General features: G+C 69.4%; 21 protein-coding genes and 1 tRNA gene. 7 read left to right on the plus strand and 15 right to left on the minus strand.

Annotation, left to right across the window (positions count from 1 at the left end):
* Positions 1 to 7: 7 nt before the first annotated feature.
* The 4 genes from OPU67_RS05495 to OPU67_RS05510 all read right to left on the minus strand — a co-directional run bounded on the left by OPU67_RS05495 (position 8) and on the right by OPU67_RS05510 (position 3,598).
* Positions 8 to 835, minus strand: a complete 828-nt coding sequence (locus tag OPU67_RS05495) for a sterol desaturase family protein (RefSeq protein ID WP_267618203.1) — start codon at positions 833 to 835, stop codon at positions 8 to 10.
* Positions 836 to 902: 67 nt separating this feature from the next.
* On the minus strand, positions 903 to 1,448 hold the full coding sequence (locus OPU67_RS05500; RefSeq protein WP_267618204.1) for a hypothetical protein: 546 nt from the start codon (positions 1,446 to 1,448) through the stop codon (positions 903 to 905).
* 22 nt (positions 1,449 to 1,470) lie between these two features.
* Positions 1,471 to 2,868, minus strand: a complete 1,398-nt coding sequence (locus tag OPU67_RS05505) for a DEAD/DEAH box helicase (RefSeq protein WP_267618205.1) — start codon at positions 2,866 to 2,868, stop codon at positions 1,471 to 1,473.
* A gap of 145 nt (positions 2,869 to 3,013) precedes the next feature.
* Positions 3,014 to 3,598 (minus strand): hypothetical protein, encoded by a 585-nt coding sequence (locus tag OPU67_RS05510; protein ID WP_267618207.1) that lies wholly within the window; start codon positions 3,596 to 3,598, stop codon positions 3,014 to 3,016.
* Positions 3,599 to 3,751: 153 nt separating this feature from the next.
* Here OPU67_RS05510 and OPU67_RS05515 point away from each other — a divergent pair, with 153 nt between their 5' ends.
* Positions 3,752 to 5,242: an FAD-binding oxidoreductase gene (locus tag OPU67_RS05515; RefSeq protein WP_420708960.1), complete on the plus strand. Its 1,491-nt coding sequence runs from the start codon at positions 3,752 to 3,754 to the stop codon at positions 5,240 to 5,242.
* Between the two features lie 111 nt (positions 5,243 to 5,353).
* On the plus strand, positions 5,354 to 6,145 hold the full coding sequence (locus tag OPU67_RS05520; RefSeq protein WP_267618208.1) for a SapC family protein: 792 nt from the start codon (positions 5,354 to 5,356) through the stop codon (positions 6,143 to 6,145).
* Positions 6,146 to 6,389: 244 nt separating this feature from the next.
* Here the strand turns inward: OPU67_RS05520 and OPU67_RS05525 are convergent, their stop codons facing one another.
* Entirely contained in the window at positions 6,390 to 7,367 is a 978-nt protein-coding gene (locus tag OPU67_RS05525; RefSeq protein WP_267618209.1) for an N-formylglutamate amidohydrolase, read from the minus strand.
* Positions 7,368 to 7,505: 138 nt separating this feature from the next.
* Between OPU67_RS05525 and cpdR the strand changes: the two genes are divergently transcribed.
* The 4 genes from cpdR to OPU67_RS05545 all read left to right on the plus strand — a co-directional run bounded on the left by cpdR (position 7,506) and on the right by OPU67_RS05545 (position 11,381).
* Positions 7,506 to 7,886: a cell cycle two-component system response regulator CpdR gene (gene cpdR, locus OPU67_RS05530; RefSeq protein WP_267618210.1), complete on the plus strand. Its 381-nt coding sequence runs from the start codon at positions 7,506 to 7,508 to the stop codon at positions 7,884 to 7,886.
* Positions 7,887 to 7,978: 92 nt separating this feature from the next.
* Positions 7,979 to 8,053: transfer RNA gene (locus OPU67_RS05535), tRNA-Val, on the plus strand.
* 222 nt (positions 8,054 to 8,275) lie between these two features.
* Positions 8,276 to 9,499 (plus strand): NADP-dependent isocitrate dehydrogenase, encoded by a 1,224-nt coding sequence (locus tag OPU67_RS05540; protein ID WP_267618211.1) that lies wholly within the window; start codon positions 8,276 to 8,278, stop codon positions 9,497 to 9,499.
* Between the two features lie 112 nt (positions 9,500 to 9,611).
* On the plus strand, positions 9,612 to 11,381 hold the full coding sequence (locus tag OPU67_RS05545) for a cation:proton antiporter (protein WP_267618213.1): 1,770 nt from the start codon (positions 9,612 to 9,614) through the stop codon (positions 11,379 to 11,381).
* 12 nt (positions 11,382 to 11,393) lie between these two features.
* Here the strand turns inward: OPU67_RS05545 and OPU67_RS05550 are convergent, their stop codons facing one another.
* The 9 genes from OPU67_RS05550 to smpB all read right to left on the minus strand — a co-directional run bounded on the left by OPU67_RS05550 (position 11,394) and on the right by smpB (position 23,673).
* On the minus strand, positions 11,394 to 11,582 hold the full coding sequence (locus OPU67_RS05550; protein WP_267618214.1) for a hypothetical protein: 189 nt from the start codon (positions 11,580 to 11,582) through the stop codon (positions 11,394 to 11,396).
* Between the two features lie 141 nt (positions 11,583 to 11,723).
* Complete coding sequence (locus tag OPU67_RS05555; RefSeq protein ID WP_267618215.1) at positions 11,724 to 12,287, minus strand: hypothetical protein; 564 nt, start codon at positions 12,285 to 12,287, stop codon at positions 11,724 to 11,726.
* 113 nt (positions 12,288 to 12,400) lie between these two features.
* On the minus strand, positions 12,401 to 15,058 hold the full coding sequence (alaS, locus tag OPU67_RS05560; protein ID WP_267618217.1) for an alanine--tRNA ligase: 2,658 nt from the start codon (positions 15,056 to 15,058) through the stop codon (positions 12,401 to 12,403).
* Positions 15,059 to 15,368: 310 nt separating this feature from the next.
* Complete coding sequence (gene recA / locus OPU67_RS05565; RefSeq protein WP_267618218.1) at positions 15,369 to 16,436, minus strand: recombinase RecA; 1,068 nt, start codon at positions 16,434 to 16,436, stop codon at positions 15,369 to 15,371.
* A gap of 136 nt (positions 16,437 to 16,572) precedes the next feature.
* Positions 16,573 to 18,102 carry a DUF4139 domain-containing protein gene (locus tag OPU67_RS05570; protein WP_267618220.1) on the minus strand — a complete coding sequence of 510 codons (1,530 nt, stop codon included), beginning with the start codon at positions 18,100 to 18,102 and terminating at the stop codon, positions 16,573 to 16,575.
* 201 nt (positions 18,103 to 18,303) lie between these two features.
* On the minus strand, positions 18,304 to 19,800 hold the full coding sequence (locus OPU67_RS05575) for a DUF4139 domain-containing protein (protein WP_267618221.1): 1,497 nt from the start codon (positions 19,798 to 19,800) through the stop codon (positions 18,304 to 18,306).
* Between the two features lie 98 nt (positions 19,801 to 19,898).
* Positions 19,899 to 22,394 carry a response regulator gene (locus OPU67_RS05580; RefSeq protein WP_420708961.1) on the minus strand — a complete coding sequence of 832 codons (2,496 nt, stop codon included), beginning with the start codon at positions 22,392 to 22,394 and terminating at the stop codon, positions 19,899 to 19,901.
* Between the two features lie 49 nt (positions 22,395 to 22,443).
* Positions 22,444 to 23,046, minus strand: coding sequence for a DUF2062 domain-containing protein (locus tag OPU67_RS05585; RefSeq protein WP_267618222.1), 603 nt, complete (start codon positions 23,044 to 23,046; stop codon positions 22,444 to 22,446).
* Between the two features lie 144 nt (positions 23,047 to 23,190).
* Complete coding sequence (gene smpB, locus OPU67_RS05590) at positions 23,191 to 23,673, minus strand: SsrA-binding protein SmpB (protein WP_267618223.1); 483 nt, start codon at positions 23,671 to 23,673, stop codon at positions 23,191 to 23,193.
* 118 nt (positions 23,674 to 23,791) lie between these two features.
* On the opposite strand from smpB, the gene OPU67_RS05595 reads away from it, so the two are divergent.
* The gene (locus OPU67_RS05595; RefSeq protein WP_267618224.1) at positions 23,792 to 24,856 is read left to right on the plus strand and encodes a succinylglutamate desuccinylase/aspartoacylase family protein; all 1,065 of its coding nucleotides are present in this window, start codon (positions 23,792 to 23,794) and stop codon (positions 24,854 to 24,856) included.
* Between the two features lie 100 nt (positions 24,857 to 24,956).
* On the opposite strand, the gene dapA is transcribed toward OPU67_RS05595, so the two are convergent.
* A complete protein-coding gene (gene dapA / locus OPU67_RS05600; protein WP_267618225.1) occupies positions 24,957 to 25,844 on the minus strand; it encodes a 4-hydroxy-tetrahydrodipicolinate synthase in 888 nt (295 codons plus the stop codon).
* Positions 25,845 to 25,944 lie beyond the last annotated feature (100 nt).

Below are 25,944 nucleotides of genomic sequence, written 5' to 3' on the forward strand. Positions count from 1 at the left end.
CCCGGCGTCAGGCCGCGGGCTGCTCGACCGCCGGGGCAGCGGCGGGCTTGCGCCAGTAGCGCGCCTCGAAAGGCCGCGCGAGCTCCCCGGCGAAGTCGCGGGTGCCCTCGGCGATGCCGGTCGCGCAATTCACGTGCGGCGCGGGGTCCAGATAGGTCCCGAACAGCCAGTCCCACAGCACCACGGTGTTGCCGTAGTTGTGGCCCATCAGCTCCTCGTCGCGGATATGGTGGAGCCGGTGTGCGGCGGGCGAGATCAGCACCTTGCCGACCGGGCCCAATGTCCAGGGCACGTCGGCATGGATGAAGTAGCCCCACCACCCGCGCAGCAGGATCGCCGCGGCGATCGACCAGAACGGCAGGCCCAGTGCGATCGCGACGAGGTTGTCGCAGGCCATGCTGATGACCTGTCCGAAGGGATGCTTCCGCCGCACGCTCAGCCAGGTCATCGCCTCGTCGGCGTGGTGGGTGGCGTGGGTCGGCCACAGGATCTTCGCGTGCTCGAAGCGGTGGCGCCAATAGGCGGCGAAATCGGTGAGCAGGATCGCCGCGATAAGTGTCAGGATTTCGGGCACGCTGAGCCAGAAGTTCTCGAGAAAGGCAGGGCGCGGAATCAGCGAGGTGCCGGTCACGATCGGCACGCCCACCAGCGGCACGATCACCGCGGCATTGATGAGCCACAGCCACAGGTTGGTGACCGTCTCGCCCCGCGCGCGCTGGAACGCCGCAACGATCGCCTCGCGCTTCATGACGAAGGCCACCGTGGCGAAGACCAGCGCCATCGGCACCAGTTCGGCGACATCGTCCCTGACGGACTCAAAGGCGGCTTCGATCATCCCCGCGCCATACGAGGGGAACCGCCAAAAAAGCGTTAACCCTTGGGCAAGCGCTGCCGGTACGGGGTCAGGGCCAGACCAGCGAAAGCGGGTAGAGCGCGATCATCCAGCCGATGCATCCCAGCACGACGCCGCGCTCGCGCGCAAAGATCGCGATGAGGGTCGCGGGAAGCAGCGACCAGCTGATCACGATATTGCGCGCGGTGAACATCCTGTCGGCACCCACGATACTCACCACCCAGGCGTAGAGTGCGATATTGCAGATCAGCACGCCTGCCAGCACCAGCCGGTAATTGGCCGCGAAATGGGCTTCGTGGTCGTCCTGCGGACTGGCCGGAAAGATCAGCGATGCAGCGACGAAATAGATGCCGGTGACGACGAAGCCGGCGAACATCACCGGCCATCTTGCGCTGACGAACTGGCGCATCTGCCAGCCATAGACCCAAAAGGTCACCACATCGCAGGCGACCAGAATGCCGAGCATTGCGGTCGACCAGCCGATCCGGACATGGTGGCGGGATTTGAGCGCGCGCGCGAGGCCCGCCAAGGCCTCGGTCAGCGCGAGGCCGAGCAGCAGCCCGAACAGGGTGACGGCGTAGTCGAACTCCTCCATCGCGCCCCCCGGCAAGGCTGTGTCAGAGCGCGGAGAGGCTCAGGAAGCCCGGCACCGGCCCGTTCCACTCGCCGGGCTTGCCGGGCTCGTCGTCGTCGCGGTCGCGGCGGCTGCGGGCCTTGCGATCCTCGCGCGGCGGCTCCCGGTCACGCTCACGCTCGCGGCGCGGCTTGCTCTCGCCACGCGCTTCGCGATCCTCGCGCTCGCGGCGGGGCTTGCGCGCGGGGCGCTCCTCACGCTCCTCGACGTCATCGCCCTTCGCCGTCCCCGCCTTGGCGAGCACCTCGCTGAGGTCGACCCGCACGTCGGCCTTGCCGAACACCTTGATGGCGCTGCCGGTCAGCTTCTCGACATTGGCGATCGCCTCGGCATCCTCCTCGGCGACGAAGGTGAAGGCGCGGCCCTTGGCGCCCGCGCGGCCCGTGCGGCCGATGCGGTGGACGTAATCGTCCGGGTGCCAGGGCGTGTCGAAGTTGAAGACGTGGCTGACGCCCTTGATGTCGAGCCCGCGGGCGGCGACGTCGGAAGCGACGAGAATGTTGACGTCACCCGACTTGAACCGCTCGAGCTCCTTCAACCGCGAGGGCTGGTCCATGTCGCCGTGGATCTCCGCCGAGCGGAAGCCGTGGCGCTGGAGGCTCTGGTTCAGCTCGCGCACCGTGGTCTTGCGGTTGGCGAAGATGATCGCGTTTTCGACCAGGTCGTTCTCGAGGAACCAGCGCAGCGTGTCGCGCTTGGCGCGCGACTTGACCGGCACCTTGAAGGCGGTGATGTCGGCATTGGTGGTCGCCGCGCGCGCGGTTTCGATGCGCTTGGGATTGTTGAGAAACTTCTTGGCCAGCTTCTCGATCGGCGCGGGCATGGTGGCCGAGAACAACATCGTCTGGCGCGTTTCGGGGAGCTTGGAACAGATGAACTCGATATCGGGGATGAACCCCATGTCGAGCATCCGGTCGGCCTCGTCGATGACCAGCAGCTCGCAGCCGTTCAAGAGGATCTTGCCGCGCTCGAACAGGTCCATCAGGCGGCCCGGGGTGGCGATCAGCACGTCGACGCCGTCCGACAGGGCCTTGAGCTGGTCGCCCATCTGCACGCCGCCGATCAGGAGCGCCATCTTGAGATCGTGGTTCTTGCCGTATTTCTCGAAGTTTTCGGCGACCTGCGCGGCGAGTTCGCGCGTCGGCTCGAGGATCAGCGAGCGCGGCATCAGCGCGCGGCGGCGGCCCGAGGCCATCACGTCGATCATCGGCAGCACGAAACTCGCCGTCTTGCCCGTGCCGGTCTGGGCGATGCCGATCAGGTCCTTCATCATCAGCACGGTCGGGATGGCCTGCGCCTGGATGGCGGTCGGCACGGTGTAGCCCGCGTCTTCCACGGCCTTGAGCAATTCGGGCGAGAGGCCGAGATCGGCGAAAGTCATCAGGTGTGTGCTGTCCGAGAATGGGCGGCAGGGGTGCTGCCGGGTTTGCTGGTGCGCCGCGCGCGCAGGCGCTGCGTCAGGCTGGGGCGCCTTTCAACGCAAAGCGGTGCAAAAGTCAAGGAATCGCGCCCAGTCTGCGCGTCCGTCAGCCGCCTCTGGCGACAAGCTGGCGCATCGTCTCGACTTCGCAGCTCGCGCCGGTGCGCGACTGGAGCCTGTCGCGCGAGACGCACAGTCGCCCGTCCTTGCTCTTCTCGACATAGAAGCCGGAGTAGAAGTCACGGGCGAGGCAGGATTTTTCGAGATTGACCGAGAGCATCCGCCGGTCGCGCATGAACAGCACGAGGCGGTTGCCGCTGCCGGTCTGGACCGCGGCGATATCCTCGAGGGGCACGCACTTCTCCTTGCGCTTTTCCTCGTAGCGGGGCGCGGCATCGCCCGGGGGAAGTTCGGCCAGCAGGTTGCGGCGTGCCGAGGGCGCCGGCGGCGTCACACGGATCACCACGCGCTGTTCGATGCGGATCTGCTGCGCCGTGGATGCATCGCGCAGGGCGATAAACGGATTCAGGGAATGCGGCACCCCCCGCGCCTGCGGCATCGCGCGCGCGTGGCATTGCCGCGCCGGTCCCTGCGCACCGGCCGCCCCGACAGGCTCGAGAGCCGCTGCCAGCAGCGGGAGCGCCAGCGCGAGCGGCGTCAGGGCGAGCAGGCCGTGCATGGGACGGGACAATCACTCCTCGAAGCGGCGCCGAAGGCGAAGGCGGCCTGACCGGCAGGCGGGTCAAAGATGCTCGGCGCCGACCTAGCACCGGCGATTGAACCGTGGCTTAACTGCCGGTCACGAAGCCCCCAAATGCTTGGCATATTGTCCCCGAAGTGTGGCATGAAGGACACGATGATTCCCGAACCTTCCGCCCCTTGTGGGGCGCGCACGCCCGAGCTGACCGAAGACTTCCTCGCCGCTGCCGCCGGGCTGCTGGGGCCGCGCGGGATTACCACCGATCCCGCGCTCATGGACGCGTGGCTGACCGACTGGCGCGGGCGCTACACCGGCCGGGCGCTGGCGCTGGCCTCGCCCGCCACCACCGCCGAGGTCGCCGCGCTGGTCAGGCTGTGCGCTGCGCATGGCGTGCCGATCGTCCCGCAGGGCGGCAACAGCGGCATGGCGGGCGGCGCGACCCCCGATGCGAGCGGTCGCGCGATCCTGCTCTCGCTGCGGCGCATGAACGCGCTCCGCAGCATCTCGGCCGACGCGGGGCAGGCGGTGTGCGAGGCCGGGGTGATCCTGCAATCCCTGCACGAGGCGGCCGAGGCGGCGGGCCTGCGCTTCCCGCTCACGCTCGGCGGCAAGGGCTCGGCGACGATCGGCGGGCTGATCGCCACCAATGCCGGCGGCACGCAGGTGCTGCGGCACGGGACCATGCGCGCGCAGGTGCTGGGGATCGAGGCGGTGCTCGCGAGCGGGGAGGTGCTCGACCTCATGACCCCGCTCAAGAAGGACAATCGCGGCTTCGACCTGAAGCAGCTGATGATCGGATCGGAAGGCACGCTCGGCATCGTCACCGCCGCAACGCTGCGCCTGCTGCCCGCCGCGACCGGGCGGACGACCGCCTGGGTCGGGCTCGGCGGGATTGTCGAGGCGCGCACCCTGCTGCGGCACGTGGAACGCGCGATGGGCGAGACGCTCGAGGGCTTCGAGGTGGTGCCGGCGCATTGCCTCGAATCCGTGCTCGCCCACCAGCCTTCCGCGCGCGCGCCGCTGGCGGCCCGGCACGCGTGGAACGCGCTCGTCGAATGCGTCTCCCCTGCCGCCGACGACGCCGCTTTGCGCGAGGCATTGGAAGCCGCACTCGGCGCGGCGCTCGAAGACGGCCTCATTGCCGACGCCGCGATCGCTGCGAGCGATGCGCAGGCCGAGGCGTTCTGGCACCTGCGCGACGGCATCTCCGCCGCCGAGCGCGCGCGCGGGCCGGCGGTGCAGCACGACATCTCGGTGCCCGTCGAGCGGATGCCCGAGTTCATCCTCGCCGCCGTGCCCGATATCGAGGCGGCCTTCCCCGGCACGACTGCCCTCGCCTTCGGGCACCTGGGCGACGGCAATGTCCACTTCCACGTCCTCGCCCCTACCGGCGCCGCGCGCGGCGTGTGGGAGGAGGCCGAGGGCAAGACGGTCAGCGCCCGGGTGCACGATCTCGTCACCGCATGGGGCGGCTCGATCAGCGCCGAACATGGCATCGGCCAGATGAAGGTGGACGAGCTTGCCCGGCTCCACGATCCGGTCGCGCTGGCGGTGATGGCGCGGGTCAAGCAGGCGCTCGATCCGGCGGGGCTGCTCAATCCGGGCAAGCTCATCGCCGCCCCCGCCTCGGCCTGATCCGCAGCCGCTTGCACCCGTCACCGCAAACGCCTAAGGGCCGCGCTTTCGGCGGGGCGCTCGGGTTTCGCTGAGGGGATCATCCACTACACGTCTACCGGAGATGTCGTCATGGCCAGCGCGCCGCAACCCCAACTTCCGCTGTTTTACAAGGACCTGCTGCCCGTCAACAGCGTCGACCATGCCGACTGGAAGGCCGGCTCGCTCGGCGATGCGTCCTACCTCACCGAAACCCACGCGATCCCGCTGACCACCGACGAGTTCATCGACGCGCAGCGCGATTTCCCGATCGTGTTCACCACCGGCGAAGGCGCCCTGCCGATCGCGCTGTTCGGCCTCAACGAGGGCGTCAACGTCTTCGTCGGCGAGGACAAGATGATCGCCGAGCCGATCTACCTGCCCGCCTATGCGCGCCGCTACCCCTTCATCCTCGCCAAGCTTCAGCCGGGCAGCGAGGATATGTCGCTGTGCTTCGATCCGACCCCGGGAATGCTCGGCAAGGACAAGGAGGGCGTGGCCCTGTTCGAGGACGGCAAGCCGAGCGAATATACTGAAAGTGTTCTCGATTTCTGCCGCCGCTTCGAGGAAGCCGGCCAGCGCACCAAGCTGTTCATGGAAGAGCTGGAGCGGCACGGCCTGCTGATGGACGGCGAGATCGCCATCACCCGCAACGATATGCCCGACACCCCCTTCGTCTATCGCGGCTTCCGCATGGTGGACGAGAACAAGCTGCGCGATCTGCCGGGTGCGACCCTGGAGGAGCTGCAGAAGAACGGGATGCTGGCGCTGATCTATGCGCACCTCTTCTCGCTCAACCTGATGCGCGTGATCTTCGAGCGGCAGATGGCGCTCGGCAAGGTGCCGATGAACGCTGACGGCACCCCGGCGCCGGCGCTGAACTGATCTTGGCAGGCCGGGACCCGCAGGGTTCCGGGACCCCTTTACACATGAACGGGCAGGTGGCCGCAGGGCCCCTGCCCGTTTTGCGTTCGGGCATTGCGGCCCGCCGATGTTTCACGTGAAACACCGCCGCAGCGATGGCCTGTGCGGGGTCTGGCAGAAGCCTAGGAGGGGCCTGAGGGGGGTCTGGAGCGGGGCAAGGCGGGGCCTGGCACCGGCCGAGCGTCACCCTGCCATCAGCAGCACACTATTCCGCGGCGTGCTGCAACCCGTCCTGCCCGCCGAGCAGCGCGGCCTCCGCGCCAAGCTCGCGCACCAGCCCCGCCAGCATCGCGGCCACCGCCGGCAGGCCCGCGCCCGGTTCGGCCAGCCTGCGGTCGAGATAGGTCGCCCGGCACACCTCGATCTGCATCGCGTGGACGCCCCCGCGCGGCGCGCCGTGGCGGTCGAGCACATAGCCGCCCGAATAGGGCCGGTTCTGTGCCGCGGGCACCCCGCGCGCGTCGCAATGGGCGAGCGCGCGGCCCATCAGCGCCGGATGGCACGAAGCCCCGAAACGGTCGCCCAGCACCAGCACCGGCGCGCGCACCTCGCCCTCGGCGGCACGCAGCGGCGGCATCGAGTGCAGGTCGATCAGCAGCGCCGCGCCCCATTCGGCATGGATGCGGGCAAGTTCGGCGGCGAGCGCTTCGTGATAGGCGCGGTGGATATGTTCGATGCGCCCCGCAAGCTCCTCGGGCGCGAGCCGGCCGCGCCAGATCTCGCCCGAACCCGGCAGCCGGCGCGGCACCAGCCCGAGGCCGCTGCGCGCGCGGGCGTTGCCGCGCTGGCCCGGATCGGGCGCGGCGAGCCCTGCGGGCCGGCCGCCCTCGACCATGTCCCAGTCGACATCGTCCTCGGCACGGTTCAGATCGAGCAGCGCGCGCGGGGCATGGGCGACCAGCAGCGCGGCGCCGGTCTCCCGCGCGACCCCCACCCCCAGCCGGTCGACGTGCCGATCCTCGAGCCGCAGCTGCGCCAGCGCAGGATCGCGCATCCTTTCGGTCACGCTCGCCGGATAGGCGCGGCCCGCGTGGGGCACGGCGATCAGCACCGGCAGGCGCAGGCGCGGCGGGCGGGTGAGCGTGAAGGCGGGCGCATCCTCGAGACCCGGCACCCTCCCCCCGCTTGTCGAAACGCGGAAGGGCGTGGGATTGGGCCGGGAGGGGCTGGCGCGCGGCGACATGATCGCCAGCCTTGCTGCCGGGTTTGCCCTCCCCTGTCAAAGCCCGATCACCCCGCCCGCCGCACAATCCACCCCGCACCGGAGCAAATCGCGCCGCTGAACAAAGATTTCTTAAGCCGGGTCTGTTAACCCGCCCGCATGACAGCGACACGCACCCCCCGCATCCTGCTCGCCGAGGACGAGGACGCCATGCGCGCCTATCTCGAACGGGCACTCACCAATGCCGGCTACGAGGTGAGCGCGGTGGATCGCGGCACCGATGCCGTGCCGCTGCTGGAGACAGGCGACTACGACCTGCTGCTCTCCGATATCGTCATGCCCGAGATGGACGGGATCGAGCTTGCCCAGCGCTGCGCGGCGATTTCCCCGCGCACCAAGGTGATGTTCATCACCGGTTTTGCCGCGGTCTCGCTGCGCGCCAGCCGCGAACAGCCCGCCGCACGGGTGCTTTCCAAGCCCTTCCACCTGCGCGATCTGGTGCTGGAAGTGGAACGCGTCTTCGAGGAAGCGGGCGCCTGAGACAAGCACGGCGCGAATCGCTTGCACCTTGCAAAGGGCTGCGATACAGGGCCGCTCCGCGCTTCCCACGGGAGGTGCCGATCCGATGGTGCGGGCGTATAGCTCAGTGGTAGAGCACTATGTTGACATCGTAGGGGTCGCAAGTTCAATCCTTGCTACGCCCACCATCGGCTGATCTTCCGCCGAGCCCGCCCTTCCGGCGGGCTTTTTCGTGCCTGCGGCGCGCGCAACTCCTGTTGCGTATCATTCGCAAGCCGCGTGCTTGCAAGCCCCCGTCCCTCTGCTAAAGCCCCCGCGGGATCTACGGGCCTCGGACGGGCTCAGGACAGCTTCCTGTCGATCATGAACGGCCCCGCATCCGACGGGGCAAGAAGGATAGGGCATAGGCCATGCAGAAAATCAAAGTCGCCAACCCCGTCGTCGAGCTCGACGGCGACGAGATGACCCGCATCATCTGGCAGTGGATCCGCGAAAGGCTGATCCTGCCCTACCTCGACATCGACCTTCACTACTACGACCTGTCGATCGAGAACCGCGACGCGACCGATGACCAGGTGACGGTCGACAGCGCCAACGCGATCAAGCAGTACGGCGTCGGCGTGAAGTGCGCCACCATCACCCCCGACGAACAGCGCGTCGAGGAATTCGGCCTCAAGAAGATGTGGAAGAGCCCCAACGGCACGATCCGCAACATCCTGGGCGGCGTGGTGTTCCGCGAGCCGATCGTGATCGACAACGTGCCGCGTCTCGTGCCGGGCTGGACCGATCCGATCGTGGTCGGCCGTCACGCCTTCGGCGACCAGTACAAGGCGACCGACACCCTGATCCCCGGCCCCGGCAAGCTGCGGCTGGTGTGGGACGGCGAAAACGGCGAAAAGATCGACCTCGACGTGTTCGATTTCCCCAGCGCCGGCGTCGCGATGGCGATGTACAACTTGGACGATTCGATCCGCGACTTCGCCCGCGCAAGCTTCAACTACGGCCTCAACCTCGGCTGGCCGGTGTACCTCAGCACCAAGAACACGATCATGAAGGCCTATGACGGGCGCTTCAAGGACCTGTTCCAGGAGGTGTTCGACACCGAAGGCTTCGCCGAGCAGTTCAAGGCCAAGGGCATGGTTTACGAACACCGCCTGATCGACGACATGGTCGCCTCGGCGCTGAAGTGGTCGGGCAAGTTCGTCTGGGCGTGCAAGAACTACGACGGCGACGTGCAGTCGGACACCGTGGCGCAAGGCTTCGGTTCGCTCGGCCTGATGACCTCGGTGCTGCTCTCGCCCGACGGCAAGACCGTCGAGGCCGAAGCCGCGCACGGCACCGTCACCCGCCACTATCGCCAGCACCAGCAGGGCAAGGCGACCTCGACCAACCCGATCGCCTCGATCTTCGCCTGGACCCGCGGCCTGATGTATCGCGGCAAGTTCGATGGGACGCCCGACGTAGTGCGCTTTGCCGAAACGCTCGAGAAGGTCTGCATCCAGACCGTCGAAAAGGGCTACATGACCAAGGACCTTGCCCTGCTGATCGGCCCGGGCCAGGCGTGGCAGACCACCGAGCAGTTCTTCGAGACGATCGTCCAGAACCTCGAGACGGAGATGGCCTCCTGGGCCTGACCTGATCCGACCCGACACCGCGAAAGCCGGGCGGCGCCATCGGACCGCCCGGCTTTTTCGTGCCCGGGTCGCAAGGGGTGACAGCCCCGCCCCCGCCGGTTAAGCCCACCACGTGGCTGGCGAACTCGAACTCTCCCCGATGCTGTCGGACGCGCTGGTGATCCTCGGCGCGGCGGGCATCGTCATCCCGGTCTTCGCCCGGTTCCGCATCACGCCGATCATCGGCTTCATCCTGATCGGCGTGGCGGTCGGCCCCTTCGGGCTCGGCTCGCTGGTCGAGCGGGTGCCCTGGCTCTACTACGTCACGATCAGCGACCGCGAGGCGCTCGCGCCCTTCGCCGATTTCGGGATCGTGCTGCTGCTCTTCGCGATCGGGCTGGAGCTGTCCTTCAACCGCCTGTGGGAGATGCGCCGGCTGGTGTTCGGCCTCGGCGCGCTCGAACTGCTGATCATCGGCGCCTCGCTCGCCGCCTTCCTCGGGGTGGCGGGGAGCATGAGCCTTGCGGGCGCGCTGGCGGTGGGCTTCGCGCTCGCCTTCTCCTCGACCGCCATCGTCCTGCCGATCAGCGGCACGCGCACCCCGGTGGGCCGCGCGGCGCTGTCGATGCTATTGTTCGAGGATATCATGATCGTGCCGATCATCTTCATCCTCGGCGCGCTTGCCCCCAATGCGGCGGACGAGGGGTGGTCGGGCCTGGCCGAAACCCTGTGGCAGGGCGCGCTGGTGGTCGGCGTGCTGCTGGTGGCGGGCCGGTTCGCCCTCCCCCGCCTGTTCGCCCAGGCCGCGCGCACCAAGAACCCCGAGCTGTTCCTCGCCGCCTCGCTGCTGGTGGTGATCGGCGCGAGCCTCGCCACCGCGCTGGTCGGCCTGTCCCCCATCGTCGGCGCGCTGATCGCCGGGCTGCTGATCGCCGAGACCGAATACCACACCGAGGTGGAACTCATCATGGAGCCGTTCAAGGGCCTTGCCCTGGGCGTGTTCCTCATCACCGTCGGCATGAGCATCAACCTTGCCGAGATCGCGGCGAGCTTCGGCGCCTTCGCGGCCGCCGTGGTCGGCGTGCTGGTGTTCAAGGCGGTCGTCACCGGCATCCTGCTGCGGCTGATGGGCGCCCGGCGCGGCACGGCAGCCGAGACCGGCGTGCTGATGGCCTCCCCGTCGGAGACCACCCTCATCGTGCTCGCCGCCGCGACCAGCGCGCTGGTGGTCGACACCGAAACCGCGCGCTTCTGGCAGACCGTCACCGCGATCGGCCTCACCATCACCCCGCTCCTCGCCCGGCTCGGCGCCATGCTCGCCCGGCGGGTCGACGGCGCGCCTGCCGCGCCGCTCGAGGACGACGCGGCCGAGCGCACGATCATCGTCGGCGGGGGCCGCGTCGGACGGCTGGTCGCCGACATGATGCAGGCGCATGGCAAGCCCTATGTGATGATCGACACCGACCCCGACCTCGTCACCGCCGCGATCCGCGACGGCTACCGCGCGACCTTCGGCGATGCGGCGCGCGGCGACGCGCTCGCCCGGCTCGGGGTCGAGACCGCCCCGGCGGTGGTGCTGACCATGGACCAGCCGGTGCTCGCCCAGCGGCTCGTGACCAAGCTGCGGCAGACCTATCCCGATCTCCTGATCGTCGCCCGCGCGCGCGACCCCGATCATGCCGCCGCGCTCTACCGCGCCGGGGCGAGCCACGCCGTGCCCGAGACGCTGGAGGCCTCGCTGCAACTCTCGGAAGCCGTGCTGGTCGAGATCGGCGTCGCGATGGGACCGGTGATCGCCTCGATCCACGCCAAGCGCGACGAATACCGCGAACAGCTCGAACGCGACGGCGGGCTCAGCGAAAAGCCCAAGCTGCGCAGCTCGCGGATGGCGGAGGGCACCTGACGGCCGCCCGGATCACGTCCGGCGCGTGACCGTCACCACCAGCCCGCCCGCTCCCTCGATCACCCGCGTCTCGCCCGCGCCGATCGGGACGAACACCTTGATCTGCGAGACGCGCTGGCCGCTTTCGGCGCAGTCGTCGGGTCGCCGGGTCCAATGGGCATAGACCTTGAACTCGTAGCCATGGGCCAGATCGATCGGCACCACCTCGGCGATGATCGCGCTGCGGCGCGTCGTCTTGCGCGGCCGGCATTTCGCGCTCTTGTCCCGCCGCCGGGGCCGCCATCCCGAGGCACGCGGCCAGCAGGAAAGCAGGGAGCGCCCCGGCCCGGACGGGTCCGCGCATCACCGCCGCCGGGTGAGCTCGATGCGCAGCCCCCCATCGCCTTCGATCGCCCGGCTCTGTCCAGGCGCAAGCACGATGGCGGTTTCGATCCCGACCGTGCGCGTCCCGGGAAGCGCGCAATCCGCAGACGGCCGCGTCCATGATGCGGTCAGCGACAGCGGCTGGCCCTCGCTGCGCCCATAGGCTTGGCGCAAGGTGAAATTGAGACCCGTCTGACGCCGCGCGTAGATCTGGCGCTCGCTCTGGTCGGCGCAGACCGCATCGCCTTGCTGCAAGGTCATGTTGAACTGAGCGCCCCGCTGCGCTTCGACACGCAGGTCGCCCGACCACAATTCCCTGCCGCCGCCGGTGATCCGCACGAAGACGTCGGCAGGCGGCACCTGGCTGCCGGTCGCGGGGGCCTCGGAGGTGTAGATCATCGCCGGCGGCGGCGCGATCCGCACCGGCTCGGGCGGGCTTTGACCGGCGGACGATGCCGGTGTCACCCGCGGCGCTGCGTCCTGGGCCTGGGCCTGGGCCTGGGCGATGGCATAAGGCATCAAGGCGGCGGCCAGCGTTGCCATCCCCGGGCCAAGGATCCTGATGATCGTCCGCATAGTGTGCTCCCCTTACGTGCGATCGGGGATATCAGGCGTGTCCCGTTAATTTTCTGTCATTGCACGACAATCGCGGAGGCTCAGGCGGCCAGCACGGCCTTCACCGCGGCAATCGCCTCGGCCGCCTTGCTGCCGTCCGGGCCGCCGCCCTGCGCCATGTCGGGCCGTCCGCCGCCACCCTTGCCGCCGAGCGCCTCCACGCCGGCGCGAACGAGGTCGACGGCGCTGAACCGCGCCGTCAGATCGTCGGTGACGGCGGCGGCGATGCTCGCCCTGCCCTCGTTCACCGCGACCAGCACCGCAACGCCCGAACCCATGCGCTGCTTGGCCGCATCGAGCAGCGGGCGCAGTTCCTTGGGATCGAGGCCGTCGAGCACCTGGCCCGAGAAGGTCACGCCTGCGACGGTCTCGTCCGCGCTCGCGGCACCTGCGCCCGCGCCGCCTCCGCCCAGCGCCAGCGCCTTCCTGGCCTCGGCCAGCTCCTTCTCGAGCCGCTTCCTCTCCTCGAGCAGCGCGGCGAGGCGCGCGGGCACTTCTTCCGGGGTCGCGCGGATCACGCCGGCGGCGGCCTTCAGCGCTTCCTCGCGGCCGACCAGCCATTGCCGCGCGCTCTCGCCGGTCAGCGCCTCGATGCGACGCACGCCCGAGGAGACCGCGCTTTCCGAGACGATCCGGAACACCCCGATATCGCCCGTCGCGCGCACATGGGTGCCGCCGCACAGCTCGACCGAATAGTTGCGCCCTTCCTTGCCGGCGCGGCCCATTGATAGCACGCGGACCTCGTCGCCGTATTTCTCCCCGAACAGCGCCAGCGCGCCTGCGGCGACCGCATCGTCGGGGGTCATCAGGCGGGTGCCGACCGTCTCGTTGGCGCGGATCTCGGCGTTCACCTCTTCCTCGATGGCGGCGATGTCCTGCGCGGTGAGCGCGCCCGGATGCGAGAAGTCGAAGCGCAGCCGGTCCTCGGCGACCAGCGAGCCCTTCTGGGTGACGTGCTGCCCAAGCCGGTTGCGCAGCGCGGCGTGGACGAGGTGCGTCGCCGAATGGTTGGCGCGGATACGGTCGCGGCGCTCGGCGTCGACCTTGAGTTCGACCGTGTCGCCGACCGCGACCGCGCCCGCGTCGATGCGCACCTGGTGCGCGTGGAGCCGGCCGAGCGGCTTCGATGTGTCGGTGACGGTCGCCTTCAGCCCGGAAAGGCTGGCGATGGTGCCGGCGTCGCCGGTCTGGCCGCCGCTCTCGCCGTAGAAGGGGGTCTGGTTGGTGAGGATCACCACCTCCTCGCCTGCGGAGGCGCGGTCGACTTCCTTGCCGCCTTTGACGATCGCGACCACGCGGCCCTCGCCGCTGGTGGCGGCATAGCCGGTGAACTCGGTGGCACCCTCGCGCTCGGCGATGTCGAACCACACCTCGCCCGAGGCCGCCTCGCCCGAGCCCTTCCACGCGGCGCGCGCGGCGGCCTTCTGGCGGGCCATCGCGGCGTCGAAGCCCGCCTTGTCGACGCCGATGCCGCGTGCGCGCAGGGCGTCCTCGGTGAGATCGTAGGGGAAGCCGTAGGTGTCGTAGAGGCGGAAGGCGACCTCGCCGTCGAGCTCGGCTCCTTCGGCGAGCGTGCCGGTCGCCTCGTCGAGGAGCTTCAGGCCCTTGTCGAGGGTGCGGCGGAACTGGGTCTCCTCGCGCTCGAGCACTTCCTGGATCAGCGCCTGGCCGCGGGTGAGTTCGGGATAGGCCTGGCCCATTTCGCCGACGAGCGCAGGCACGAGGCGATGCATCAGCGGCTCGCTCGCGCCGAGGAGGTGGGCGTGGCGCATCGCGCGGCGCATGATGCGCCTGAGGACATAGCCGCGCCCTTCGTTCGAGGGGAGCACACCGTCGGCCATGAGGAAACTGGTGGAGCGCAGGTGATCGGCGATGACCCGGTGCGAGGCCGCATTGTCGCCCTTCGCCGCGACGCCGGTAAGCGATTCCGAGGCGGCGATCAGCGCCTTGAAGGTGTCGGTGTCGTAGTTGTCGTGGACGCCCTGCAGGACGGCGGCGACGCGCTCGATCCCCATGCCGGTGTCGATCGAGGGCTTGGGCAGGTCGCGGCGCGTGCCATCGGCCTGTTGCTCGTATTGCATGAACACGAGGTTCCAGACCTCCACGAAGCGGTCGCCGTCCTCCTCGGGGCTGCCGGGAGGGCCGCCGGGGATGTGCTCGCCGTGATCGTAGAAGATTTCCGAGCAGGGCCCGCAGGGGCCGGTGTCGCCCATCGACCAGAAGTTGTCGCTGGTGGGGATGCGGATGATGCGGTCCTCGGGGAGGTCCGCGATCCTGCGCCACAGGCCCGCGGCCTCGTCGTCGGTGTGGTAGACGGTGACGGTGAGCCGGTCCTTGGGCAGGCCCCACTCCTTCGTCAGCAGGGTCCAGGCGTGAGTGATCGCCTGTTCCTTGAAATAGTCGCCGAAGGAGAAATTCCCCAGCATTTCGAAGAAGGTATGGTGCCGCGCGGTGTAGCCGACATTGTCGAGGTCATTGTGCTTGCCGCCGGCGCGGACGCATTTCTGGGCGGAGGCCGCGCGGGGGCTGGCCGGGGTCTCGAGGCCGGTGAAGACGTTCTTGAACGGCACCATCCCGGCGTTGACGAACATCAGCGTCGGATCGTTGTAGGGAACGAGCGGCGCGCTCGGCGTGGGGGCGTGGCCGTTCCTCCCGAAAAAGTCGAGGAAGGAACGGCGGATCTCGTTGGTCGACGTCATGGCCGTGCAGTTAGGGAACACGAGCGATTTGCGCAATGGACCGCGAAAAGAGGCGGCTTTGACGGGGGCGGAGCGGGGCTCTGGCGGGGGTCGAGCAGGGCTCTGGCGGGGACGAGGGCACAGGCAGGCCGCCGCTGGAGAGGGCGTGAACGAGGTCTCCGATCGCCGCCCCCCACAAAGCGAAAGGCCGGCGCGGGCCCTTGGGGGAGGCCCACGCCGGCGTTCCGCTTGTCCGGGCGTGTAGTGGGGACAGCCGGGCCGCACGGGAGCGGGACACTCCGCCGGGCCCGGGCTCACGCCCGCTTGGGAATCACATGTCCGAGTCCGCGTCCGGCCCGGTCATCATCTCCCCGGCGACCTGGTCGGTGCGGCTGCGGATCGCAGCTTCCAGCCGGTCGCAAACTTCCGGGTTTTCGCGCAGGTAGGTCTTGGCGTTCTCGCGCCCCTGCCCGATGCGGATCGAATCGTAGGAGAACCAGCTCCCCGACTTTTCGACGAGGCCCGCCTTGACCCCGAGATCGAGGATCTCGCCGATCTTCGAGATGCCCTCGCCGTACATGATGTCGAACTCGACCTGCTTGAAGGGCGGCGCGACCTTGTTCTTGACGACCTTCACCCGCGTGGTGTTGCCGGTGATCTCGTCGCGCTCCTTGATCTGGCCGGTGCGGCGGATGTCGAGACGCACGGAAGCGTAGAACTTCAGCGCATTGCCGCCGGTGGTGGTTTCGGGGTTCCCGTACATCACCCCGATCTTCATGCGCAGCTGGTTGATGAAGATCACCATGCAGCGCGAGCGGCTGATCGAGCCGGTCAGCTTGCGCAGGCTCTGGCTCATCAGGCGCGCCTGGAGGCCGACGTGGCTGTCGCCCATCTCGCCCTCGATCTCCGCGCGCGGCACCAGCGCCGCGACCGAATCCACCACCAGCACGTCGATCGCGTTGGAGCGCACCAGCGTGTCGGTGATCTCCAGCGCCTGCTCGCCCGTGTCGGGCTGCGAGACGATCAGCTCGTCGATATCGACGCCGAGCTTCTTGGCATAGACCGGATCGAGCGCGTGCTCCGCGTCGACGAAGGCCGCGGTGCCGCCCGCCTTCTGCGCTTCGGCGATGACGTGCAGCGCGAGCGTGGTCTTGCCCGAGCTTTCCGGGCCATAGACCTCGATCACCCGGCCGCGCGGCAGGCCGCCGATGCCCAGGGCAATGTCGAGACCCAGCGAACCGGTCGAGATCGCCTCGACCTGCATGGTCTCCTTCGAGCCCAGCTTCATCGCCGAACCCTTGCCGAAGGCACGATCGATCTGCGACAGCGCGGCTTCCAGAGCCTTTTGACGATCCACGGCTTTCCTGTCCTCTTCGACCAGTTTCAGTTGGGTAGCCATCGCACGCGCTCCTTCGCTTGCCTAGGGGAGGAAAAGGACTTTTCCGCCGCCCTGTGGGAGCCGATGTATACCATTTGTTCTACTGGAACAAGTAGGGAACGAAAATAAATCGCGCGGCGTCTTGCGCGGGGCTTTCCTACCCGCCTGCCGCCCCGCGCAGCTGCCAGTCAAAGCTGCGCGCCGTATTGGCCGGCAGGGTCACTTCCACCGTCTGCATCCCGTTCTTCACCACCACCTTCCCCGGCGCGCGCAGCGCCGTGCCGGGCGGGGCGAGCTGGAGCCGCACGGTCACCGGATGCGGATTGGCGTTGGTCAGCTCGGCGCGCATCCGCGTCCAGTCGCGCACGCCCCGCCCTGCCGCGGCAAGCGCCGCGCAGCGGGCAAAGACCTGCCGACTCTCGCCCAGCGCCAGTTCCATCTCCTGCCCGCGCGCATAGTCGCGCACAGCGGCCTTGCCGGCGAGCTGGTCGCCGCGCGGGCCTGGTTCGTAGAGCGTCAGCGCCCCCTGCGGCAGGGCGATGCCGAGGCCCCTTGCCTCCTCGTTGCGGGTAATCAGCAACAGGCTTGCCGGGGCAGGCTCCTCGCCCCCGTTCCCGAAATCGGCAGAGGGATCGCAGGACGCCTGATAGAGGTAGCGGCCCCTGACGGCTTCCTTGTCGAGGAAGGCGACCTGCTTCATCGCCTTGGCGGAAACGTCGATGCGTCCGGGTACGCGAAACAGCTTGAGATCGCCAAGGTCCTCCTCGCTCGCGGTCATCACCCGCGCGCCGGTGACGACGATCATGTCCGCCTCGCGCGCCATCATGGCGGGCGCGGGCGCGGCCCTCATCGGCGGTGGCGGCGGAGGGGGCGGCGGCGGCGGAGCGAAGGGGACCCCGGCCGCGGTGCTGCCGATCGGCCAGCATTCGAGCCGCAGCGGCGCGGCGCGCGGCGGATCGGCGAGGCTGCGATAGTCGCTCTCCACGTTAAGCCGGCCGGCGACGATCTGGAGCCGCGCCTGCCCGAAGCCTTGCGCATTGTCGTTGACCAGCGTGAGCCAGCTCAGCAGCGCCATCCCGACCTCGCCGCCCGCGCCCTTCTCCGCGAGCGTCGCGACGTAGTTCGCCTGCCAGTCGAAGCCCCAGGCGAGATAGGTGAGCGTTACCTCGTAGGTGCCGCCTTCGGGCGAGAGGGTGTCGACCGAGAAGACCGGCTGCGCCGAGAGACCCGGCGGGACACGCGAGAAAGATAGGCTCTCGGGCAGGCCCGAACAGCGCACCGCCTCGAAGCCCTCGTCTGTCTGGAGCACCAGCCCGCCGTCGGCACGGGTGCGCACGATCGCCTGCTGCGAACGGGCCGCGCCCGTGGCGGGATCGGTGCGGGTGATGGTGACGCGGTTGCCGAGCGTCCCGTCGACCAGCGCGGCCGGGCTGAGGAGCTGGGCGTTGCGGTTCTTCTCGATGGTGCCGCCGGGCAGGCCGGTGACGATCGCCGAGACGCCGATCATGCCTTCCGCGACGCCTTCGAAGCGGATCGTGGACTGGCCCCTCGGCAGCGTGACGCGGCGCGTCTCGGAGATCATCGCGAGGCCTTGCGGATTGCGGCGGTCGAGCGCGGCATCCGCGGGGCGGTCGGGATCGCGGTAGACGGTGACGGCGATATCGGAAGGCGCCGCGGCGTCGACCACCTCGCGCGCGGCGAGAGGTGCGGCGGACGCGAGGCACAGCGCGGCGACGAGGCCCGCCCATCTTCTCCCCTCCCCTCGGGGAGGGGTTGGGGGTGGGGGCTCCATGCCAGCGGCCACGCGCGAGGCCTGCGGCCTCGCCCCGCCCCCGGCGCCTTCCGGAAGGGAAAGGCGATTGCAGACCCAGCGTCCCACGGCTCCGCCTCAGTAGCGGGTTTCGTAGGTAACGCGCACCACCCGCTCGCCGTTCGCGGGGATGGTGATACGGTATTTGCGGCGGTCGGCGTTGACCTGCTCGCCCTTCACGTCCTCGCTCGTCACCCGCGTGTCGTCGCTCCACCAGCCGGGCGCGAGGCCGGTCTGGTCGAGCTCGACCTCGGTGGGGCTGCCGCGCGCGTTGGTGAGGGTGTAGCGCATCGTGGTGCGGTAGAAGGTCCTGGGCCGCTCGGCCTCGACGGTGGAGGTGCGCCCGCCCTGCGTGATGCGAAAGCGCGCGGACCTTTCCCATTCGGCGGCGGTGATCGTCTCGCGCTTCTCGATCTCGGCCTGAACGGTGACGTCGAAGGCATCCCCGGTGGCGAGCGCGAGGTCGCTGCCCATCGGGGTGTGGGCGATCGCCTTCTCGCCGATGAACTGCGCAGTGCCCTCGCGGTCGCGCTGGTAGAAGCGCACCGCGCCCGCGGGGAGCGCGTCGCCGAGGCCTTGCGCCCGCGCGGTCGAAAAGGCGATGCGGCTTTCGGCGTTGCGCGGTGCGTCGTCGTTCTGCTGCCAGCCGATGGTGACGGCGTAGATGCGGCGCGCGGGCACGGCCTGGACGTCGAGGAAACTGACCTGCTTGGTCTGCGCGTTGGCGACGGTGGTGCGGCCCTTGATGGGATAGAGGTAGAAGTCGCCCAAGCGCTCGCGATCCGGCGTCTCGGTGCCGGCGCGGGTCGTGCCGCGCTGCCGATAGCCGCCGCGCCCGCCGCTGTCATAGGGGTTGCCCGCGACCAGCACGGTGTCGGCCTCGCGGAAGGTGGTTCCCGAGGTGTTGGTGAGCGTCACCCAGCCCTGCATGTCGATGGTGCCCGCCGCCTCGTTGAACAGCGCGACATAATCCGCGCTCCAGCCGAGCCCGCCGGTGAGATAGCGCAAGCTGACGGGCCGCGTCCCGCCGCGCGACGAATCGAGGTTGACTGAGAGGGTGGGCCGCGCGCGCAGGCCGGGGGGCACGCGGTCGAAGATCACGCGCACCGGCAGGCCGTCGTCGCGCAGCACCTCGATGCGGTCGCCGATCTGGATGACGACGCCGCCCGCGACGGACAGCACCTTGGCGCGCTCGCGGGTTTCGGCGCCGGTTGCGGGATTGGTGCGCAGCAGGGTGACGGTCTGGCCGACCGCCTTCTCCATCAGCTTGCCGGGGGTGAGGAGGTCATAGTCGAAGTTCTGCTCGACGATGGTCGTGTTCGCGGCGGAAAAGCTCAGCGTCTCGGGACGGATCGCGGCCGAGACATCGGGGAACTCCACCCGGCTGCGGCCTTGCGCGATGTCGATCTGGCGCAGGTCCTGCACCAGCGCGAGGTTGTTGTTGTAGATGGTGAGCGCGACCTGCCCCTGCGCCGAGGCGTCGGGATCGGGCACGCCTTGCGCGGCGACGCCGCTTGCCGCCAGCACCGCCGCCAGCGATGCGGCACCCCACAGGCTGCCCTTGCACTCGGTCATTCCCATCCCTCCCCTTCCGGTCACAGGGAGAGGATGAACGATCCTGCGGCTTTATCCAAGGTGAACGCGAACGGCCTGCCGCATTCCCGGCGGCAGGCTCACGCCCCCGCCGCCGCCTTGGCCTGACGCAGCACCGCGCCGACCTTGTCGCCGATCGCCGCGACGCTGAAGGGCTTGGCGATGAAGTGCATATCGGGGATGTCGATGTCGCGGCGCAGCTGCTCCTCGGCATAGCCCGACATGAACAGCACCGGCATCCCCGGCCGCCGGGCGCGGATCGCGCGGACCATCGCCGGGCCGTCCATCCCGGGCATCACCACGTCGCTCACCACGAGGTCGAAGGCGCCGCCCTCGGTGATCGCGGCGAGCCCCTCCTCGCCGTTGGCGCAGGCCGTGACCTCGTAGCCCGCGCGGGTCAGCGCGCGTTCGGCGACGGCGCGGACCATGTCCTCGTCCTCGACCAGCAGCACCTTGCCGCCCGCCGACCAGTCGGAGGACACCAGCTCCTGCACCGGGCGCTTCTTGGGCACCTCGCCGCGGTAGACCGGGAAGTAGACCGTGAACCGTGCGCCCACCGGGTGCCCGGTCTTGTCGGTGATGTTGTCGGCGAAGATGAACCCGCCCGATTGCTTGACGATCCCGTAGGCGGTCGAAAGGCCCAGGCCGGTGCCCTTGCCCTGCTCCTTGGTGGTGAAGAACGGCTCGAACAGCTTGGGCAGGACGTGCGGCGGGATGCCGCCGCCGGTGTCCTGGACGATCAGCACGGTGTAGTCCGCCGCCGGCAGCACCTCGGAGCCCAGCTGGATGACCTGCTTGGCCTGAAGCGAGCGCGTGAACAGGCTGATCCGCCCCTGCCCGTTGCCCCGCGACTGGATCGCGTCGCGGGCATTGACGGCAAGGTTCATAATCACCTGCTCGAGCTGCTGCGGGTCGGCCCGCACCGGTCCCAGATTGCGGTCGTGCTGGACGTAGTAGGTGATCTTCTCGCCGAGCAGCCGCTTGATGAGCGGGCTCACCTCGCTGACCACGTCGGGCAGCTGGATGATCTCGGGCCGCAGCGTCTGCTGGCGCGAGAAGGCGAGCAGCTGGCGGGTCAGCGAGGCGGCGCGGTTGGAATTGGCGCGGATCTGCTGGATGTCGTCATAGTCGCTGTCGCCCGGGATATGGCGCAGCAGCATGAGATCGCAGGTGCCGATGATCGCGGTGAGCACGTTGTTGAAATCATGCGCGACGCCGCCCGCGAGCTGGCCGACCGCCTGCATCTTGGTCGCCTGCGCGACCTGGCGGCGCAGCTGGTTCTCCTGGCTGGTGTCGGCAAGGGAGAGGAGCACCGCCGCCTCGCCCAAGCCCCGCACGCCCGCAAGGCCGAGCGACACCGGCTCTTCAGGGCTGGAAATCAGCCGCACCGCGACATCGCCGCTGGTCGAAGGCCCGCGTCCGTGACGGCGCACCGCGTCGGACAGCGCCGCCTTGTCCTCGCGCACCACGAGATCGGTGGGGAACGGGGGCAGCCCCCGCCCCTCGCGGCCGACCGAGCGCAGGAACGCCTCGTTGCCGAACAGGAAGCGCCCGTCGCGGTCGGTCATGGCGAGGCCGAGCGGGAGCTGCGCGAGCAGCGCGTCCAATTGCGCCACCCCCGCCTGCGCCGCCCCGTCGAAGCCCGAACCGATGCCCACGCCCGAATCGATCAGCAGCATCAGCGAGGTCGCCTCGTCAGGTCCGGCGGGCGTGACGCGCTCGGCCGGGTCGACCAGCGGCACATCGACGAGGGTCTGCGGCGTCCCGCCCCGGCCCTCACGGGCGAAGAAGATGCGGTCGCGCTCGTCCGAGCGCAGGAAGCTCACGAAATCCTGCCCCACGAGGCTCGCCCGCTCGTCGCCGGCGGCGCGTTCGGCGAAGCCGGGGCTGACCATGCGGATCACCCCGTCGGCGGTGGTGATCGCGGTCTCGATCCCCGCACGGCTCAGCATCTTGCCGAAGGGCCCGGCAAGGTCGAGCGCCTGGAGGCTGGTGGCGGCGGTGCGGGCAATCGGCTTCAGCCGCCAGATGAGGTGATCCTCGCCCCGCCCGGCGCGGGTCGCGGCGATCTGCCAGCGGGTCTCGTCGGCCGCCTCGAGATCCTCGAGCGCGGCGGTCCCGTCGCGCCAGGCGTTGCGCGCCAGCAGGGTCACCGCCTCGAGCGCCGCGCGCCCGAGCGGGAGCTGCGGCGGGGCGGCATTGGCGCCGAAGCTGTCGAGGAAGAAACGGTTGGCGCAGACCATGCGGTTGGCCCGGTCGGTGATCGCGATCGCCTCGCCCGGCCTCTCGATGGCGGCGACGGTGACGCTCCAGTCGGCACCGGCGGCGCTTTCGGCGGACGGCGCGGCGCGCATCCGGTCGAGCATCACCACCCCGCCCAGCAGCACGCTCGCGGCAAGGATGAAGGCGAGCGCGACGATGCCGCTCCCGGTGGCGAACCACAGCACCCCGGCGCTCGCCACCAGCGCGGCGGCGAGCCCGCCGACGAGCTGCGCGGGCGGCGCATCGCCTGCCGCCGCAGCCGGATCGAGGGGAAGGTGGTCGGGAGAGGATCGGGAACCGGGACGGCGGGACAAGGCGGCAGGGCTCCTGTGGGCGAATGGGCGCGGGGTGAAGCGCCAGTCCCTACTGCGCGCCGAGCCGCTGGTCGAGCCGCGCTTCCATCGCCTTCAACCGTCTGGCGCGCTTGCGGGACACCACGGCGCGCCACACCCATCCGGACACCACATAGCCGAGCGCCGGGGCGACGATCGCGAGCACCACGAAGCCGAAGGCGGTGGCGCCCGCCATCTGCGAGAATTCGATGAAGGCGTGCCACGCGCCCGACTGCGCCTTGCCCCCGGCAAACGCGGGCCCGGCCGCATCGAGCCGCAAGGTGACGCTGCCGACCTTGTTCGCGACCACCAGCCAGAAGGGCAGCGTGAAGGGATTGGTGACGAAGGTCACGAGCGCGGCGAGCGGCACGTTGGCGCGCGCCGGCAGGGCGAGGAAGGCGGCGAGGAAGATCTGCCCGATCGGGATGATGAACCCGGCGAACAGCCCCAGCGCCACCCCGCGCGGCACCGAACGGCGGGTGAAGCGCCACAGCTCAGGGCTGAGGAAGCGGTGCGCGATAGGGGCGAGATACTTGTTCGCCGCCATTTCCTCGCGCGTGGGGGTGTTCTTGCGGATCTGCTCGGCCGCCCAGCCCTTGAGGCCGCGCGCGCGCGGGGTCTGCGGCGCGCTCATCGGCGTGCCTCCGACAGGCGCGGTGCGCGGCGGACATCGCAGGGGGCGGACAGGCTCGGCATGGTGGCTGCCCATATGGGTAGCACGCGACAACTGACTAGGTGGTGAATCGCCCCCTCGCGAGAATTGTCCCGCGCGGCCATCTCAGCCGCGCTCGCGCATCAGGCGGGCCTTGTCCCGCTTCCAGTCGCGTTCCTTGATGCTCGCCCGCTTGTCGTGGGTCTGCTTGCCCTTGGCGAGCGCGAGTTCGACCTTCGCCCGGCCCATGCGGTTGAAGTAGACCGACAGCGGCACCAGCGTCATGCCCTTGCGCTCGACCGCGCCGAACAGCTTGTCGATCTCGCGCTCGTGGAGCAGCAGCTTCCTCGGGCGGCGCGGCTCATGGTTGAGGCGGTTGCCGTGGCTGTATTCGGGAATGTTGGCGTTAATCAGCCACACCTGCCCGTCCTTCACCTCGGCATAGCTTTCCGCGATCGAAGCCTCGCCCGCGCGCAGCGCCTTGACCTCGGTGCCCTGGAGCATCAGCCCGGCCTCGTAGACGTCCTCGACATGGTAGTCGAAGCGCGCCCGGCGGTTCTCGGCGACGGTCTTCATTTTGTCGAAGGTGAGGGGTTTGGGGCGGGCCATGAGGGCGCGGGCCTTAGGCCGGGCGCGCGAAAAAAGCGAGGGGGGAAACGCGGGCCCGATGCTTGCAAGGGGCCGGGTTGTGGCTAGGCTGCGGCGCGCAGGCAAACGGGAGCGCGCCATGGACACGACCGAAAGCTTCGCGATTGCCGGGCAACACATCGCTCCTGGAACCCAGGCCGATGTCGCCTTCCCGATCACCACCATGGCGAACGGCGCCTCCTCGGCGCTCGCGGTCAGGGTGCTGCACGGGGCGAAGCCGGGCCCTCGCGTCTTCGTCAGCGCCGCGATCCACGGCGACGAGATCATCGGCACCGCCGTGGTCCAGCGCCTCGCCCAGACGCTGCGGCCCGAGGCGCTTGCCGGGACGGTGCTGCTGGTGCCGGTCGCCAACATCTTCGGATTCATCGGCCGTTCGCGCTACCTGCCCGACCGGCGCGACTTGAACCGCAGCTTCCCGGGGAGCGCGGGCGGCTCGCTCGCCGGGCAGCTTGCGCATATCTTCACCTGCGAGGTGGTGCGGCGCTGTTCGCTCGGCATCGACATCCATTCGGCCGCCACGGGACGCTACAACCTGCCGCAGATCCGCATTGCCGCCGGGCACCGCCACCTGGTCGAACTGGCCATGGCCTTCGGCGCGCCGGTGATCATCGAGAGCCCCCTGCGCGATGGGTCCCTGCGCGACTTCGCCGAGCGGCAGGGGGTCGATATGCTGCTGATGGAAGCGGGCGAGGCGCTGCGCTTCGACCGCCTTTCGATCGAGACCGGGGTCGAGGGCGTAACGCGGGTGCTCGCCCATCTCGGGATGATCGAGGCGGACGACGGCCTCACCACGGTCGGCATCCCGGCGCGCGCCAACCGCTCGGTGTGGGTGCGCGCGCCCCGCGGCGGGGTGGCACAGATGGTGCGGACAAGCGGCGATCCGGTGCGGAAAGGGGAGGTGCTGGGCACCGTCGCGGGCCTGTTCGGCGAATGTCCCGAGGAGATCGTCAGTCCCCTCGAGGGCATCATCATCGGCCACGCGACCTTGCCGGTGGTCCACCAGGGCGACGCGCTGTTCCACATCGCGGCGATCGACCACCCCGACCGCGTCGGCGCGCGGATCGATTCTATCACCGAGGCGATCCTCGCCAGCGAGCCGCAGGGGCTGGCGCAGGGGATGCTCGACGAGGACGAGGTGGTTTAGGCGTCTGCGCAGGCCCACCCCGCTGCGACTAGCCAGCAAGCTGGCAAGTCTCGCTCCCCTCCCGCTTGCGGGAGGGGTTGGGGGTGGGAAAATCGCTAAACTACCCCTCCAGCACGCCCGCGCTTACCAGCGCCTCGTCCACCGCGCGCTTGGCTTCGTCCGAACACTCCACCAGCGGGAGCCGCACCTCGGGCTCGATCCAGTCGTGGACGCGGCTCAAGGCATACTTCACCGGCGCAGGGCTTGCGTCGGAGAACATCGCATAGTGCAGCGGAAACAGGCGGTCGTTCAGCTCGCGCGCCTTCTTCAGCTCGTTCGCCGCGATCGCCGCGTGGAATTCGGCGCACAGCTTGGGCGCGACATTGGCCGTCACCGAGATGCACCCGCGCCCGCCCGCGGCCGCGTGGGGCAGCCACAGCTCATCGTTGCCCGACAGCTGGCAGAACTCGCGCCCGATGCCCATGCGGTGGTCCGCCACGCGGCTGAGGTCGCCGCTCGCGTCCTTGATGGCGATGATCTTGTCCGGATACTTCCGCACCAGCTCGACCACCGTGTCGTCGAGGATGTCGGTCACCGTGCGCGCGGGCACGTTGTAGAGCACGATCGGCAGCTCGCAGTTTTCGGCCAAATAGCTGAAATGGGCGATCAGCCCGCGCTGGCTCGGCCGGTTGTAATAGGGCGCGACGCACAGCCCCGCCGCCGCCCCCGCCTTCTTGGCGAAGGTCATGTGCAGCGCGGCGTTCCTCGTGTCGTTCGACCCGCAACCGGCGATCACCGGCACGCGGCCCGCGGCTTGCTCGATGCACACCTCGATCACCCGGTGGTGCTCGGCGTTGGAAAGCGTCGAGGCCTCGCCTGTCGTGCCGCAGGGGACCAGCGCGGCGGAGCCGTTCGCGATCTGCCAGTCGACCAGCCGGCGGAACGCCGCCTCGTCGAACGCCCCGCCGCGAAAAGGAGTCGCAAGAGCCGGAATGGAACCGCTGAACATTGCCTTTGTCCTGCCTGAATCGCTAGGGTGCCCGCACGAGCGGCGGGAACGCCGTGCCCCTCCCTCGTTCACCGCCCAATAAGGAGCCGATTGGCACTAT

The organism is Erythrobacter sp. WG, from assembly GCF_026586795.1.
Lineage (GTDB): Bacteria > Pseudomonadota > Alphaproteobacteria > Sphingomonadales > Sphingomonadaceae > Erythrobacter.